Source organism: Mesorhizobium sp. M1273 (assembly GCF_040318195.1).
Classification (GTDB): Bacteria; Pseudomonadota; Alphaproteobacteria; order Rhizobiales; family Rhizobiaceae; genus Mesorhizobium.
Genome location: NZ_JAMYLV010000019.1, coordinates 81787 through 96189, shown reverse-complemented (window position 1 = coordinate 96189; position 14403 = coordinate 81787). Strand labels below are relative to the sequence as shown.

Annotated in this window: 17 protein-coding genes; 4 read left to right on the top strand and 13 right to left on the bottom strand. The window is 63.2% G+C overall.

The genetic code is table 11. The features are described 5' to 3' along the window. Window positions 1-5: 5 nt before the first annotated feature. The 4 genes from NKH30_RS20420 to NKH30_RS20405 all read right to left on the bottom strand — a co-directional run bounded on the left by NKH30_RS20420 (window position 6) and on the right by NKH30_RS20405 (window position 3486). Complete coding sequence (locus NKH30_RS20420) at window positions 6-704, bottom strand: DnaJ domain-containing protein (protein WP_352471663.1); 699 nt, start codon at window positions 702-704, stop codon at window positions 6-8. Beyond that, window positions 704-1435, bottom strand: coding sequence for a vWA domain-containing protein (locus NKH30_RS20415; protein ID WP_352613752.1), 732 nt, complete (start codon window positions 1433-1435; stop codon window positions 704-706). The genes NKH30_RS20420 and NKH30_RS20415 overlap by 1 nt, the downstream gene beginning before the upstream one ends. Before the next feature lie 124 nt (window positions 1436-1559). Continuing rightward, on the bottom strand, window positions 1560-1997 hold the full coding sequence (locus NKH30_RS20410; protein WP_352466463.1) for a DUF1489 family protein: 438 nt from the start codon (window positions 1995-1997) through the stop codon (window positions 1560-1562). An 85-nt stretch (window positions 1998-2082) separates the two neighbouring features. Further along, window positions 2083-3486, bottom strand: coding sequence for an L-serine ammonia-lyase (locus NKH30_RS20405; protein ID WP_352996749.1), 1404 nt, complete (start codon window positions 3484-3486; stop codon window positions 2083-2085). Between the two features lie 170 nt (window positions 3487-3656). Here NKH30_RS20405 and NKH30_RS20400 point away from each other — a divergent pair, with 170 nt between their 5' ends. Then, complete coding sequence (locus tag NKH30_RS20400) at window positions 3657-4412, top strand: DUF599 domain-containing protein (RefSeq protein ID WP_352996747.1); 756 nt, start codon at window positions 3657-3659, stop codon at window positions 4410-4412. Here the strand turns inward: NKH30_RS20400 and NKH30_RS20395 are convergent. The 6 genes from NKH30_RS20395 to NKH30_RS20370 all read right to left on the bottom strand — a co-directional run bounded on the left by NKH30_RS20395 (window position 4349) and on the right by NKH30_RS20370 (window position 8729). Continuing rightward, window positions 4349-5158 carry a YdcF family protein gene (locus NKH30_RS20395; RefSeq protein ID WP_352816519.1) on the bottom strand — a complete coding sequence of 270 codons (810 nt, stop codon included), beginning with the start codon at window positions 5156-5158 and terminating at the stop codon, window positions 4349-4351. The two genes, NKH30_RS20400 and NKH30_RS20395, sit on opposite strands and share 64 nt — an antisense overlap. A 27-nt stretch (window positions 5159-5185) precedes the next feature. Next, complete coding sequence (locus NKH30_RS20390) at window positions 5186-6751, bottom strand: amidase (RefSeq protein ID WP_352816535.1); 1566 nt, start codon at window positions 6749-6751, stop codon at window positions 5186-5188. After that, window positions 6751-7209, bottom strand: coding sequence for a GNAT family N-acetyltransferase (locus NKH30_RS20385; protein ID WP_352502374.1), 459 nt, complete (start codon window positions 7207-7209; stop codon window positions 6751-6753). The genes NKH30_RS20390 and NKH30_RS20385 overlap by 1 nt, the downstream gene beginning before the upstream one ends. Window positions 7210-7216: 7 nt before the next feature. Then, window positions 7217-7504 (bottom strand): Asp-tRNA(Asn)/Glu-tRNA(Gln) amidotransferase subunit GatC, encoded by a 288-nt coding sequence (gene gatC, locus NKH30_RS20380; RefSeq protein WP_352981134.1) that lies wholly within the window; start codon window positions 7502-7504, stop codon window positions 7217-7219. A 76-nt stretch (window positions 7505-7580) separates the two neighbouring features. Next, window positions 7581-7997, bottom strand: coding sequence for a hypothetical protein (locus tag NKH30_RS20375; protein ID WP_352996744.1), 417 nt, complete (start codon window positions 7995-7997; stop codon window positions 7581-7583). A 24-nt stretch (window positions 7998-8021) separates the two neighbouring features. Beyond that, on the bottom strand, window positions 8022-8729 hold the full coding sequence (locus NKH30_RS20370) for a metal-dependent hydrolase (RefSeq protein WP_352471670.1): 708 nt from the start codon (window positions 8727-8729) through the stop codon (window positions 8022-8024). 116 nt (window positions 8730-8845) lie between these two features. On the opposite strand from NKH30_RS20370, the gene ruvX reads away from it, so the two are divergent. Continuing rightward, complete coding sequence (gene ruvX / locus NKH30_RS20365; RefSeq protein ID WP_352833069.1) at window positions 8846-9331, top strand: Holliday junction resolvase RuvX; 486 nt, start codon at window positions 8846-8848, stop codon at window positions 9329-9331. Here the strand turns inward: ruvX and NKH30_RS20360 are convergent. From NKH30_RS20360 to NKH30_RS20350, 3 genes are all read right to left on the bottom strand, one after another. Continuing rightward, a complete protein-coding gene (locus NKH30_RS20360; protein WP_352471672.1) occupies window positions 9298-9609 on the bottom strand; it encodes a DUF6105 family protein in 312 nt (103 codons plus the stop codon). The genes ruvX and NKH30_RS20360 overlap by 34 nt on opposite strands. After that, window positions 9609-10163, bottom strand: coding sequence for a hypothetical protein (locus NKH30_RS20355; protein ID WP_352471674.1), 555 nt, complete (start codon window positions 10161-10163; stop codon window positions 9609-9611). Before NKH30_RS20355 ends, NKH30_RS20360 begins: the two co-directional genes overlap by 1 nt. A 159-nt stretch (window positions 10164-10322) precedes the next feature. Further along, entirely contained in the window at window positions 10323-11951 is a 1629-nt protein-coding gene (locus tag NKH30_RS20350) for a DNA alkylation response protein (RefSeq protein ID WP_352996743.1), read from the bottom strand. A gap of 155 nt (window positions 11952-12106) precedes the next feature. Here NKH30_RS20350 and NKH30_RS20345 point away from each other — a divergent pair, with 155 nt between their 5' ends. Continuing rightward, the gene (locus NKH30_RS20345) at window positions 12107-13069 is read left to right on the top strand and encodes an aspartate carbamoyltransferase catalytic subunit (RefSeq protein ID WP_352448791.1); all 963 of its coding nucleotides are present in this window, start codon (window positions 12107-12109) and stop codon (window positions 13067-13069) included. Next, window positions 13069-14355, top strand: a complete 1287-nt coding sequence (locus NKH30_RS20340) for a dihydroorotase (protein WP_352540579.1) — start codon at window positions 13069-13071, stop codon at window positions 14353-14355. Before NKH30_RS20345 ends, NKH30_RS20340 begins: the two co-directional genes overlap by 1 nt. Window positions 14356-14403: the final 48 nt, after the last annotated feature.

Below are 14403 nucleotides of genomic sequence, written 5' to 3'. Positions count from 1 at the left end.
GGAGACTAGTTGTGATTGGAGAGCAAGACGTCCTTGGCTTCATTGATCCGCGCCGCCAGGAAAGACGTGCCACCGATATCGGGGTGCAGGCGCTGCATCAGGCGGCGGTGCGCCTTGCGGACATCCGCCGCGGCAGCCCCCGCTTCAAGACCAAGGATCTTGTAGGCCTCCTCCTTAGTCATGGCGCCAGAACCTGGCGCAACACCCAGCCCTTCGCCACCATTCGCATCAGCGTCTTTGCGCCAGATGGGAAATCTGCCGTCAAGATACGTCTCTAGCAATTGGCGGCTCTCCGGATCGCCGGAGAGTTCGCGATAGAGTTGCTGCAATTCGGCAAGCCCCATCGAGCCAAGCATCTTGCCTTCATGGCGCCCGGCCAGCACAAGGCCTTCGAGGCCGCCGGTATCGTGATCGAGTTCCATCTCAAGCGCCGCCGTACGAACTGTCGAACGCTTGCCTGCCGCCAGTTTGGCTGCCGGCCGATTCATGCGCATGGAGCCGTACCAGGCGAGCGCAGCCGACAGGATCAAGCCCCCGATGCCCTCGCGCCCGACCAGCAGCACGGCGACGCCGACCAGCGCGAGCAGCACAGGTCCAAGCGTCCTCATGCCGCCTGCAAGCTTCGCCGGATCGGCGCGCAGGAAGATGGTGAGCATGCCGAGAAACACCAGAAGCAATGCTACGAAAGCGATAATCGCGCCCATCAGTTTCCGCCGCCCCGCATATGCTCGATCATCAGTCGGTCCTCCGGCCTGCCCCGGGCCTCCAGTGCCTTCAGCCCGCCGGTCGCAAACACGGCGACGGACGAAAGCAGGCCGGCCAACGTCGCGGCAGCCCGCCGATCGAACCGGAACCAGGCCCCTTTCGACAGCCGCGCAATTTCCTTGAACGCCTTTTCCGCAGCGGCATCATGGCCCTCCTGAAAGACGAAGACAGGAACGCCGTGCAGACCGAGGCTGCCGGCCTTTTCGGCCAGATCATCTATGTTTTCTTCCATCGCGTCGCCGATATAGACCAGCGCGTTGACCTTGGCCGCCGCCGTCTGTTTCAGCGCGTGGGCGAGCACCTTGCCGATCTGGGTACGGCCGCTGCGGCAGTTGATGCGCGTCATCAGCTGTTTCAGAGCTGCGGTATCGGTGACGAATGCGGATGAGCGGCACTCGCCAAGGCCGCGAAAATAGACAAGTTGAACCTTGAGCGCCCCGGCCTTGCCGACGGCGTCGAACATCTCGGCCTGCAGCGCACAGGCGAGATCCCAGGTCGGCTGGCGGCTCATTGTCGCGTCGAGGGACAGGATCAGCCTGCCTGAACCGGTGGCGGATGCAGCGAGCGTCCTTGCCTGACGGAGAAACGCGTCGATCTCGCCGGTGCTCGATTGAGACTCGACCGGCGCAGGATTGGCCCTTGCAGGCACGGGCTGCTTCTTGTCGCTCATGACATTCAAGATGTGGCGTTGTCCCCCGGCTTGCAAGCCCAGATGAGGCGACCTGGAGGACCTGTGATGATGGCACCTGCGGACAGCGCTTCGGCTGGTGGTCTTGGCGTTGCGTTTCTCGGCGTCAGAGCAGGCCGAGATCGGCAAGCTCACGCCTGAGCTTCGGCGGCATCTCGATCAGCCCGGCTTTGCCCTTGCCGAGATCGGCCGGCGCGTCCGCCGGCTTCAGGTAGCGCCACCCCTGGAATGCACGGCGCGGTTGCCAGTCAGTGCGCACGACCTCGGGATCGAGGATCAGATGGCAACGGCCGATGCCCTCGTCATCGGTGAAGGGCCGGATTTCGGTGATCAGCTGGCGGCATTGGACATTGCCCTTGATCACCCAGTAGAGCGAGCCGCCGTCGGTAATCTCGGCGCCACGCGTCGGCACCATGCGGGTGGTGTGGTAGTGCTCGGCCGGTTCGCCGGCGCGGCGCCGCTCGTCGAGACGGAAGGCAATCCACTCTTCCAGATCCTCGACGCTGTCACAGCCGACGCAAAGCTTTATGAGATTGAGAGACATCGTTTAAGGTTTAGTCCAGCACGCGAACGCGTCAACGGCCTGATCGACTTCTCCACAGTGGTGGTCCATGCCGCCAGATTGGCGCTCAGCACTCCACGACATTGACGGCCAATCCGCCAAGGCTGGTTTCTTTGTACTTTTCGTTCATGTCGAGGCCGGTCTGGCGCATCGTCTCGATCGCGGCATCGAGCGGCACGAAATGAACGCCGTCGCCCTTGATGGCCAGCGAAGCGGCGGTCACCGCCTTGACGGCACCAAGCGCGTTGCGCTCGATACACGGCACCTGCACCAGGCCGCCGACCGGATCGCAGGTCATGCCGAGATGATGTTCCAGCGCGATCTCGGCAGCATTCTCGACCTGCTCGGGCGTGCCGCCCATGACGGCGCACAATCCCGCCGCAGCCATTGCCGAAGCCGAACCGACCTCGCCTTGGCAGCCGACTTCCGCCCCCGAGATCGAAGCATTGGTTTTGATGATGCCGCCGACGGCCGCCGCCGTCAGCAGGAAATCGCGAATGCTGGGCTGGTCGGCTTCGGGATGGAAATGCAACCAGTAGCGCAGCACTGCGGGCAGAGTGCCGGCCGCCCCATTGGTTGGCGCGGTGACGACACGGCCGCCGGCAGCGTTCTCCTCATTGACCGCCATCGCATAGATCGACAGCCAGTCGTTGGCGAGCAGCGGGTTAGGCCGGTTCTGCTGCCATTGCTCCTGCAGCTTGTCGTGCAGCATCCGGGCACGGCGGCGCACCTTGAGTCCGCCCGGCATGATGCCGTCTTGCGACAGGCCGCGCTCGATGCAGCCCTTCATGGCGCTCCAGATGCCGTCGAGGCCGGCGTCGAGCTCCCCGCGCGACATCTGTGTCTCCTCGTTGACGCGCTTCATCTCGGCAATGGAAAGCCCGCTTTTCGCTGCCATGGACAGCATTTCGACGGCGTTCTTGAACGGATACGGAACCTTCTTGCCTTCGGTTGTCGCCGAGCCCCTCGCCTTGATCCGCTGCAGTTCTTCCTCGGACACTACGAAGCCGCCGCCGAGCGAATAATAGACGCGCCTCAGCAGCAACCGGTCGCCGGCATCATGGGCAGAGAAGGCCATGCCGTTGGCGTGACCCGGCAGCGGCGTCTTGCGATCCAGCACAAGATCCGTTGCCGGGTCGAAACGGTAGGACGGATGGCCGGGCGGCGAAATCCGTTTCTCGGCGGCGATGCCAGCGACGATGCCGTCTGCTAGGTCGGGATCCACCGTCTGCGGCGTCTGGCCCGCGAGGCCGAGCACCACGGCTCGGTCGGAGCCATGGCCGATGCCGGTGTAGGCGAGCGAGCCATGCAGGCTGGCAGCGATCCGGTCGACCTTGGCGCCGGCCGGGCGCGGCCAGTCGTCTCCCGCAATCTCGTCGAGAAACCGCCGCGCGGCCGTCATCGGCCCCATCGTGTGCGAACTCGATGGGCCGATGCCGATCTTGAACAAGTCGAAAACCGAAAGGAACACGTGGGCGTTTTCTCCTGGGACCCTGTTGAGGTCTATATATAGGAATTCCCATGATGTTTTCCGCTGTTTTGAAGATTGCGGCGCTGCGCCTGCCGACCTTGTTTGCTCCGGCAGCGACATTCCAACTTCGGCCATCGAAGCATTACTGCCGCCTGTGGTAAAAGCAACGCATGAGCGATTCCTTTCACCTATCGACGGCCGACCTTGCGGCGCTGGGGTTCTTCCTTGCCGCGTGGGTGCTGCATACGCTCGCCGCCGATGGAATGCTGGTCAGCCGCATGTCGCTGACGAGGGCTATGAACACGCAGCGCGAGGCCTGGATGCGGACCATGGCCGAACGCGAGATCCGCATCGTCGACACCGCCATCATGAGCGGGCTGCAACAGGGGACCGCCTTCTTTGCCTCCAGTTCGCTGATTGCGATCGGCGGCTGTTTTGCCCTGCTCGGCGCCTCCGATCAGGTTCTGACCGTGCTGAGCGACCTGCCGTTTGGCGCCACGTCCTCACGCGCAGCCTTCCAGACGAAGGTGCTCGGGCTGGTGCTGATCCTGGCCTTTTCCTTCTTCAAATTCGGCTGGGCTTACCGGCTGTTCAACTATTGCTCGATCCTGATCGGCGCCGTGCCGATTCCGCATGGCGAGGCGTCGCGCAATCCGGTCACCGAAACGGCGGTGTGGCGTGCCGCGCGCATGAACATGTTGGCCGGAAAGCATTTCAATTCGGGCCTGCGCGGCGTGTTCTTCTCGATCGGCTATCTCGGTTGGTTCGTCGATCCCACGGTGTTCGTCCTGTCGACGCTGCTGCTCCTGGCGGTGCTGGTGCGCCGGCAGTTTTTCTCCGCGGCGCGACAAGCAGTGCTCGGTCAGCCGCCCGGCCCAACATCCGGCGCCGGAAAAGGCCGGTCTATCCGGCCTGACAGCCAGTAGGCAATCAGCCCGATCCATTCACGGGTCGCGATGGTTGTGGTCTGCAGTGCTTCGTTGGCATCTGTGCGGAACAGGCCGATGCCTTCCTTGCCGGAGGTGCGGTAGTCGACCGGCCACGGAACCGTCGGAAAGCCGGCTTTGTCGAACAGCGCCTTGGCGCGCGGCATGTGGAAGGCCGAGGTCACCAGCAGCCAGGTCTCGCCCGGTTTTGGCGTGATCAGTTGCTTGGTGAAGACCGCATTCTCGTAGGTGTTGCGTGATTTGCCCTCAAGGACCAGCCGATCGGCCGTCACGCCGAGCGCAGTGAACAGGCGTGGAGCTGTCGCCGCATCGCCCTCGTCTTCGCGGACCATTGCAATGGGGCCACCTGAAATGACGACCCTCGCTGTCGGAAAACGCCGTGCCAGCACGGCTGCCTCGACCAATCGGTCGCCACTGGCGTTGAGTTCATAGCCACCGCGGACGAAGTTGATGGCGCTCTCCATACCGCCGCCGAGCACAACGATTCCGTCAACTCGTTCCGGCAGCGGTGGCTTGGGGAAACGCTCCTCGAGCGGATTAAGCATCACTGCGCCGAGCGAGGTCCACGCCGAGAGTGCAAGGACAAGGAATGCCAGCACGCTGCCGGTGGCAAACAGCCTCTTGCGCCCGACCAATGCCGCAAGCAATCCAGCCAGCAGCAGGATGATCGCGAGATTAAGCGGCTGGACGAAGAGCCACAGAGCCTTGGAGACATAGAAGAACATCCCTCACCCCTCAGATGAGAAACGATCCTACCACCATTTTTCCGGCTGAAATGTGCCGGCCGCCTGTTCGATGACGTGGGCGGTCTGGAACAGCGTTTCCTCGTCGAAAGGCCGGCCGATCAGCTGCAGGCCGAGCGGCAGTCCCTTGGCGTCGAGCCCGGCTGGAACCGCTATGCCGGGCAAGCCGGCCATGTTCACCGTCACCGTAAAAATGTCATTGAGATACATCTTGACCGGGTCGGCGGCCATGTCCTCGTCGGCGATGCCGAAGGCAGCGGAAGGCGTTGCCGGCGTCAGGATGACGTCGACGCCTGCTGCAAATACATTTTCGAAGTCACGCTTGATCAGGGTTCGAACCTTCTGCGCCTGCAGATAGTAGGCATCGTAATAGCCGGCGGAAAGCACATAGGTGCCTATCATGATGCGGCGCTTGACCTCCCGCCCGAAGCCGGCGGCGCGGGTCTTTTCATACATGTCGACAATGTCCTTGCCGGGCACGCGCAAGCCATAGCGGACGCCGTCGTAACGGGCGAGGTTGGACGAGGCTTCGGCCGGCGCCACGATGTAATAGGCCGGCAGCGCGTATTTTGTGTGCGGTAGCGAGATATCGACGATCTCGGCGCCGGCATCCCGCAGCCAGGCAATGCCTTTCTGCCACAGCGCCTCGATCTCCGCGGGCATGTCGTCGACACGATATTCCTTTGGGATGCCGACCTTCATGCCTTTGATCGGGCGGCCGATCGCCGCCTCGTAGTCCGGCACCGGCAGGTCGACGGACGTCGTGTCCTTCGGGTCGACCGAAGCCATCGACTTCAACAGGATCGCGGCATCGCGGACGTCGCGCGCGATCGGCCCGGCCTGGTCGAGCGAAGAGGCGAAAGCTACGATCCCCCAGCGCGAGCAGCGGCCATAGGTCGGCTTGATGCCGACTGTGCCAGTGAAGGCGGCGGGCTGGCGGATCGAGCCGCCGGTGTCGGTGGCGGTGGCGCCGGCGCACAGGAAGGCCGAGACCGCTGATGCCGAGCCTCCGGACGAACCGCCCGGCACCAGTTGGGCATTGTCCAACGTGCGCGCGGTCCTGGTGCCGCCCGCCGAAACGAAGCCGCCCTCGCCCTGATGTGTCGTCGGCATCACCACCGTGTCGAGGCGCGAACGCCGCCACGGGTTGATGACCGGCCCGTAATGCGAGGTCTCGTTGGACGAGCCCATGGCGAACTCGTCCATGTTGAGTTTGCCGAGCATGACGGCACCATCCGCCCACAGATTGGCGGTGACCGTCGATTCGTAGCGCGGTTTGAAGCCGTCCAGCACATGGCTGCAGGCCTGGGTGTGGACGCCTTCGGTGCCGAACAAATCCTTGATGCCGAGCGGGATACCCTCGAGCGACCCGCCCTCGCCCTTGGCCAGTTTCGCGTCGGAGGTCTTGGCCATGTCGCGCGCCTTGTCGTCGGTGACCACGACGTAGGCATTGAGCGCCGGATTGGCTCGCTCGACCGCCGATAGATAAGCCTCGGTGATTTCGGTGGCTGTGATCTCCCTGGAGCGCAATTTGGCGCGGGCCTGCGAAATCGTCAGCTGGGTAAGGTCGCTCATCAGGCAAGGCTCTTTTCGTAAAACACCGACCACTCGGAATCGGGATAATCCAGTACCGGGCCGCAGCGCGAAAAACCGGCGCGTTCGTAGACGGTCCAGGCGGCGGGATGACGGTCGCCCGTCTCCAGCACCAGACGCTTAAGCCCTTCTTGGCGCGCCAGCGCCTCGATACGCTCGACAATCTTCGCGCCGATCTTGTGGCCGCGATGCGACGGTCGCGTATACATGCGCTTGACCTCGCCTACGACAGCATCGTGGCGCTTCAGTGCGCCGCACCCGATGGCAAGGCCGTTGTCGCGGGCGATGAAGACGGTCGTGTTGCGGTCCGCCATCTGCTCGACCGTCAAGTGGTAGCAATGCTCTGGCGGCGTCAGCTCCAGCAATGTGGCGTTGAGCTCCTCGATCAGCCCACGCACATCGTCCTGCAGCGGCGTCTCAGCCGCGATGTCGATTGCCATCGGCCTGCTACTCCACGACCTTCGGCACAAGGAAGAAATTTTCTTCGGTCGCCGGTGCATTGGCGACGATGTCGGCTGCCTTGCCGCCGTCGGTGACGACGTCCTGGCGCTTTTTCATCGCCATCGGCGTGACCGAGGTCATCGGCTCGACGGCGGAAACATCGACCTCGTTCAACTGCTCGACAAAGCCCAAAATGGCGTTCAATTCGCCGGTCATGCGCTCTGCATCCTCCTCGCTCACCGCAATACGGGCAAGATGCGCGACGCGCTTCACGGTTTTTATATCAACGGACATGTTTGTGCCTCGGGGAAAACCAGCGCTATAGCGGCGCGGCGCGTGCCGCGCAACATGCATCGTGCCTTCAACTGCCCTATGGCATCGCCACGCCGTCGCAGAGGAAATAACTGCCGCCGTTGCCGCTCTGCTCGCCTTCGTCGGCGGCAGGCCGAACCGATACCAGGTCGATCTGCGTCGGGCTCATCTGTGTCAGTGAGAGAACATCGGGAAAGACGTAGCCCGGCTCCTGGCATATAGCGGTCACCGCCCAGCTCGGTGAGCGTGTCGCTTTGGTGATCTGCAGGAATTCACAATTATATTCGATGCTTTCCAGGCCATTTGCCGACAGCACGATATTGCCGCCCTCGATCACCGTCTGCAGCGTATCCTTTTTGGCCTGCGCGCAGAGGTCCTCCGATTGCAGATAGACGCCCTCGATGAAATTTTCCGCGGCCAGCGTCGGCGACGCGGCAACCAGCATTGAAATGCAAAGAGAATTTCTCAAGCGCATCGTATCGTTCCGGACCGGCTTTCTTTACAGCGTAATCGTCTCGCCGATCTTCGGCAACGCAACTTTCACACCCGATCCATCCAGCCCGGCCACGAATTTGTCGGCGGTCTGATCGATCATCGGAAATGTGCCGAAGTGAGCGGGAACGACCGTCTCGAACTTGAAGAAACGCTGGCAGGCAAGGGCTGCTACCGCGCCACCCATGGTGAAGCGGTCGCCGATCGGCACGATGCCGATCTTCGGTTCGTGCAACTCGTTGATCAGCGCCATGTCGGAAAAAATGTCGGTGTCGCCCATATGATAAAGCGTCTTGTCCTCGGGAAAGTGCAGGACGAGCCCGCCCGGATTGCCGAGATAGGTATTCTGGCCACCCTCGCCCGGAAAGGACGATGAATGCAGAGCCTGAACGAAGGTGGTGGTGAAGCCGCCGCAATCGACGGTGCCGCCGATATTGCCGGGATTGATCTGCTTGTCACCGACACCCTTGCCGACCAGGTACATGCAAATCTCGAAATTGGCGACCAGCATCGCGCCGCTCTTCTTGAGCACTTCGACGGCGCCGCTGATGTGGTCACTGTGGCCATGGGTGAGCAACACGTGCGTGATCCCTTCGGCCGGCCCTTCCCAGCCGCCCGCCCATGACGGATTGCCGACCAGATAGGGGTCGATGAGGATTTTCGCGCCTTCGATTTCGATTCTGAATGCCGAATGTCCGTACCAGGTCAGTTTCATCAATGCTTTCCTCGATTTTTGCTTCGGTAGAGGATAGAACGCCGGCGGCGAAATTAAAGTGCCGCGCACGCTTTGCGCGTATAGGACGTGCGGCGTCGCGGTCAAAGGAAAAGCCGTTGGGCATCATCACCATCGAGGAGTTGCCGGCCCGGCTGGGCGGCGGCAAGACCCTGGCCGGTCTCGACCTTGGCGACAAAACGATCGGCGTGGCGGTTTCGGACCGCGGCTTGTCGTTCGCGCACCCGCGCCCCGTCATCATGCGCAAGAAATTCTCGCTCGATGCCGCAGTGCTGCTCGCCCTGTTGCAGAAGGAGAATGCCGGCGCCGTGGCAATCGGCCTCCCCATCAACATGGACGGCTCGGAAGGCCCGCGCGCCCAAAAATCCCGCGCTTTCGTCCGCAACATGGCTGGATTGACCGATCTGCCGTTCGTCTTTTGGGACGAAAGGCTGTCGACGGTGGCGGCCGAGCGAACACTGATCGAGATGGATTTTTCCCGCAAGAAACGCGCCGGCAAGATCGATTCAGCGGCGGCCGCTTTCATCCTCCAGGGCGTTCTCGACCGGCTTCAGGCGCTCGGCGTCGATGCCTGGTCGAAATAGCGGTTGCGCATCGCCGTGATCCAGCCACCAATCGTCTTGCGGCGGCGAAATGCCCAGAACGCCACCAGCAGCACGCCGTCGAATACGCAAGCTTTCGCCACCATGCCCGGAATGAGCGCCGGATCGACGCCCAGCATCTGTCCATAGAGCTGGAAGACGAGATCGTGTAATTGGCGGCTCAGCATGACATAGCCGAAATTGATGTCGTTGAGCGACAGAAAGAACCAGCCCCAAAACAAGAGGAGCGGAGCCGCCCACAGCGCGAACAAGGTGCGCATCAGCGGTCATCCCTCGAATCCAGCCGGCCGGAAATGCGGGCAAGCGAGGAATTATGCGCCGCTGCCTTGGCCATGACATGCGCGGCCGCTCGGATTTCGCCGGTCCCTGGAGCTGCCGCGGCAACGGTCGACCGCCGCTCCGCGAGCACCGCGACATAGGACGCCAGAAGTGCCGCCAATTGCACCGCGACAATCATGAACAGCCCATTGATGCCTTGCGCGGCGCCGCCGATGACGATCAGCGACAGCACGCCTAAGGCGGAAATGAAGGCGATTCGCATGACGCTGTCGGCGGGATCCGGGTTGGTCGTGTCGCTGGTCAGTGCTTCAACAAAGGCCCAGCAGAACAGCACCGCGACGACAAGCAGTGCCACGGCGAGCGGCGCCACGACGACGGCGTTTTCGAGATCGGCAAATCGAGTGTTCTGGACGGGAACGCCCAGTACGCCAAGGGCCGTCGCCACGCCTCGATTCCCGTCGATGCAAATGAACGCCAGCAGGGCGAAAACGGCCGCCCAATGCAATGCCAGAAAAGAGCTCAGAATATGCCGCATGACGCTCCTGCTTCGCAGGGCAAAGCCGCTCAAGCTGAACAATCCTTGCCTTAACCATAACACTGGGCTTTGCCACCGGCCGCCGCAATGGAAACCATTCGTTAAGGTTAACGGCCATCCACAGGGTCGCGAGAGCGGCAGCGAATTGGGCGACGGCCCTTAGTTGATCGGCGGGTAGAGCGTATCGATGATCATGCGCGCATCATGGCGGGAATCGATCATGCCATAGGTATTGCGCCACTGGCCGGCGAGGCGCGTTTCGACGAAGGCGTCGGCGATCCGCCCTGCCCCCAACCTGCGAAGCTCTGCCGCCGCCGCCGACAATGCCAATTGCTCGGTCAAGAGCCGCGCCGAGCCCTCGTCGGTTGCAGCGACCTGCATTGCCGCTTTGAGCACGCCGACGGTGCCGCGTCCGCCGGCGCCGAGATCGCGGTCGATGCCGGCCAGCACGTCATCGAACAGGCCGGGTGCACGCCCCAGCACACGTAGCACGTCGAGCGCCATGACGTTGCCGGATCCCTCCCATATCGCGTTGACCGGAGCTTCGCGATAGTAGCGGGCGAGCGGCCCCTCCTCGACATAGCCATTGCCGCCGAGGCACTCCATCGCTTCATAGAGCAGCGGCGGCGCAATCTTGCAGACCCAGTATTTGACGACCGGCGTCATGGCGCGCGCGAAGGCCGCCTCGCCGCGGTCGCCGGCCGCCTCGTCGAAGGAGCGCGCCAGCCGGAACGACAGCGCAGTAGCAGCGGCAACGTCGAGCGCCATATCGGCCAGCACCCGCTGCATCAGCGGCTGCTCGACCAGATTGGTTCCGAACACCTTGCGGTGGCGCGTGTGGTGGACGGCCTCGGCCAGTCCGGCCCGCATGATCGCCGATGAGGCGACGGCACAGTCGAGCCGCGTCAGGGTCACCATGTCCATGATCGTCTTCACGCCCGCGCCGGGCTCGCCGACCATCTCGCCGATGGCATTGACGAATTCCACCTCCGACGAGGCATTGGATCGGTTGCCGAGCTTGTCCTTCAGCCGTTGAAAACGGAAGCCGTTGCCGGATCCGTCGGCGAGCAGGCGGGGAACGAGAAAGCACGACAGTCCCTCCGGCACCTGTCCGAGCACCAGGAAGGCATCCGACATCGGCGCCGACATGAACCATTTGTGGCCGGTCAGGCGATAAAACCCGCTGCCGGCGCGCTCGGCCCTGGTGACGTTGGCACGGACATCGGTGCCGCCTTGCTTCTCGGTCATGCCCATGCCGAGCGTCAGCCCGGCTTTTTCGACCGGAGGCTTCTGGCTTTGATCGTATTTGCGCGTCGTCACCCGAGGCGCCCATTCGCGAAACAGCTTCGGGCTGGCCATCAGCGCCGCCAGCGAAGCGCTGGTCATGGTGATCGGGCAGAGATGCCCGGTCTCGAGCTCAGCCGTGAGGTAAAAGCGCGCGGCGCGCACCTGATGGCGGCGGCCTATCTCGGCATCGCCATTCTCCCAGACCGACGAATGCAGCCCGTTGGCGACCGAGCGGCGCATCAGTGCGTGATAGGCGGGGTGAAACTCGACCTGGTCGATGCGCCGACCCTGGCGGTCGTGGGTCCTGAGCTTCGGCGTCTCGACATTGGCAAGACGGGCCAGTTCCTGCGCCTCATGGGTCAGAACGAACCGGCCAAGCCCGTCGAGGTCCTTGCGCACCGGATCGGAAAAGCGCTCGGCAAGCTGGATCAGCAACGGATCGCCCCGCCAGGCGTTGCCGCCGGCCAGCGGCGGCGGCTGGTTGGTCACGTCGTCGGTCACGCTTCGTCCTTATCACCTGAAGGCTGCGAATCCAAAGCCAAGGCGGTTTATAGCCTATGGCCAGCGGCGCGCGACGAAAATACCGGGGAGAACCAATCCAATCCCAAGCCGGTGCTTGCAGCCGCGGAGCCTCCCCCCTATAGCAGCGACTTGAGATGACCGACGCATCGTCCCTGCCGCTTTATCCCCACCGCCATCTTCTGGGCATCCGCGATCTTTCCCCTGCCGACATCGAGCTTCTGCTCGACCGGGCGGACAGGGCCGTTGCCATCTCGCGGCAGTCGGACAAGAAGACATCGACGCTGCGCGGCCGCACCCAGATCAATCTCTTCTACGAAGCCTCGACCCGTACGCAATCGTCATTCGAGCTGGCCGGCAAACGGCTCGGCGCCGACGTCATGAACATGTCCGTAGCGAGTTCGTCGGTGAAAAAGGGCGAGACGCTGATCGATACGGCGATGACGCTGAATGCCATGCGTCCCGACATATTGATCATCCGCCATCAATCGGCCGGCGCGGCAGCACTTCTTGCCCAAAAAGTTGGCTGTTCGGTGGTCAATGCCGGCGACGGCGCCCATGAGCACCCTACCCAGGCGCTGCTCGACGCACTGACCATCCGCCGCGTCAAGGGTCCGTTGTCGAAGCTGATCGTGGCGATCTGCGGCGACATCCTGCATTCGCGCGTGGCCCGCTCCAACATCATCCTGCTCAACGCGCTTGGTGCCCAGGTCAGGGTCGTCGCCCCTTCGACGCTTTTGCCCGCCGGCATCGAGAAGATGGGCGTCATCGTCACACGTTCCATGGCCGAGGGTCTGAAGGACGCCGACGTGGTAATGATGCTGCGCCTGCAGCGCGAACGCATGGAAGGCGCTTTCGTACCGTCGGTGCGCGAATATTTCCGCTATTTCGGCCTCGACGCGGAGAAGCTGAAGGCGGCCAAGGACGGTGCGCTGGTCATGCATCCCGGCCCGATGAACCGCGGCGTCGAGATCGCCTCCGAGATCGCCGACGGCCCGCAAAGCGTTATCCAGGAACAGGTTGAGATGGGCGTCGCCGTGCGCATGGCGGTTATGGAAGCGCTGCTCGACCCCCGTCGAAATCACGAGGGCCGCGCCTGATGAGCATTACGGTCTTCCGCCGGGCCCACATCGTCGACCCGTCGCGCGGCATCGATGAGGTCGGCACCGTCATCGTTGAAGGCCGCAAAATCGTTGCCGCCGGCAAGGCGGCCTTGAACCAGGGCGCGCCCGACGGCGCCACCATCATCGACTGCGCCGGCAAGACTATCATCCCCGGATTGATCGACGCGCGCGTCTTCATCGGCGAACCCGGCGGCGAACACCGGGAGACCATTGCTTCGGCGAGCATCGCTGCGGCGGCCGGCGGCGTCACCTCAATCGTCATGATGCCCGATACCGACCCGGTGATCGACAATGTCGCACTGGTCGAGTTCGTGCTGCGCACCGCCAAGGACACCGCCATCGTCAACATCTTGCCGGCAGCAGCGATCACCAAGGGGCTGGAAGGCCGCGAGATGACCGAATTCGGCCTGCTGCGCGAGGCCGGCGCGGTCGCCTTCACCGATGGCCGGCATTCTATTGCCAGCGCGCTGGTGATGCGCCGCGCGCTGACCTATGCGCGCGATTTCGGTGGCGTCATCGCGCATGAAACCCAAGACGCCGACCTCGCTTCGGCCGGCGTGATGAACGAAGGCCTTTACGCAAGCTGGCTTGGCCTTGCCGGCATTCCGCGCGAAGCCGAATCGATCCCCTTGGAGCGCGATCTCGCGTTGGCTCGCCTGACCGGCGGCGCCTATCACGCTGCCAAGATTTCGACGGCTATGGCGGCAAGCGCGGTAGCACGCGCGAAAGCCGATGGCGCCAATGTCACATCAGGCGTGTCGATCCACAATCTGTCGCTCAACGAGAATGATGTCGGCGAGTACCGCACCTTCTTCCGGCTGACGCCGCCGCTGCGCGCCGAGGAAGACCGGCTGGCGATGATCGAAGCGATCAAGGACGGCACCATCGATCTCATCGTCTCCTCGCACGACCCGCAGGACGTCGACACCAAGCGCCTTCCCTTTGCCGATGCCGCGGCCGGCGCCATCGGCCTGGAAACGCTGCTAGGCGCAGCGCTGCGGCTCTATCACAATGGCGACGTGACGCTGCTCCGGCTGGTCGAGACACTGTCGACCGCGCCGGCAAGATTGTTCGGCCTGCCCGGCGGCACGCTGAAACCGGGGGCATTGGCCGACCTTTCGCTCGTCGATCTGGACGAGCCATGGGTCGTCAGCGAGAGCGGCATCCGCTCACGCTCGAAAAACACCTGTTTCGAAGGCGCACGACTGCAAGGCAAGGTCTTGCAAACGATGGTGGCGGGCCGCACAGTGTTTTCGGCCTAGGACGAAAACAGGTGTCACGGCTTAAAATCCGCTCAGCCAAGGAAAGTT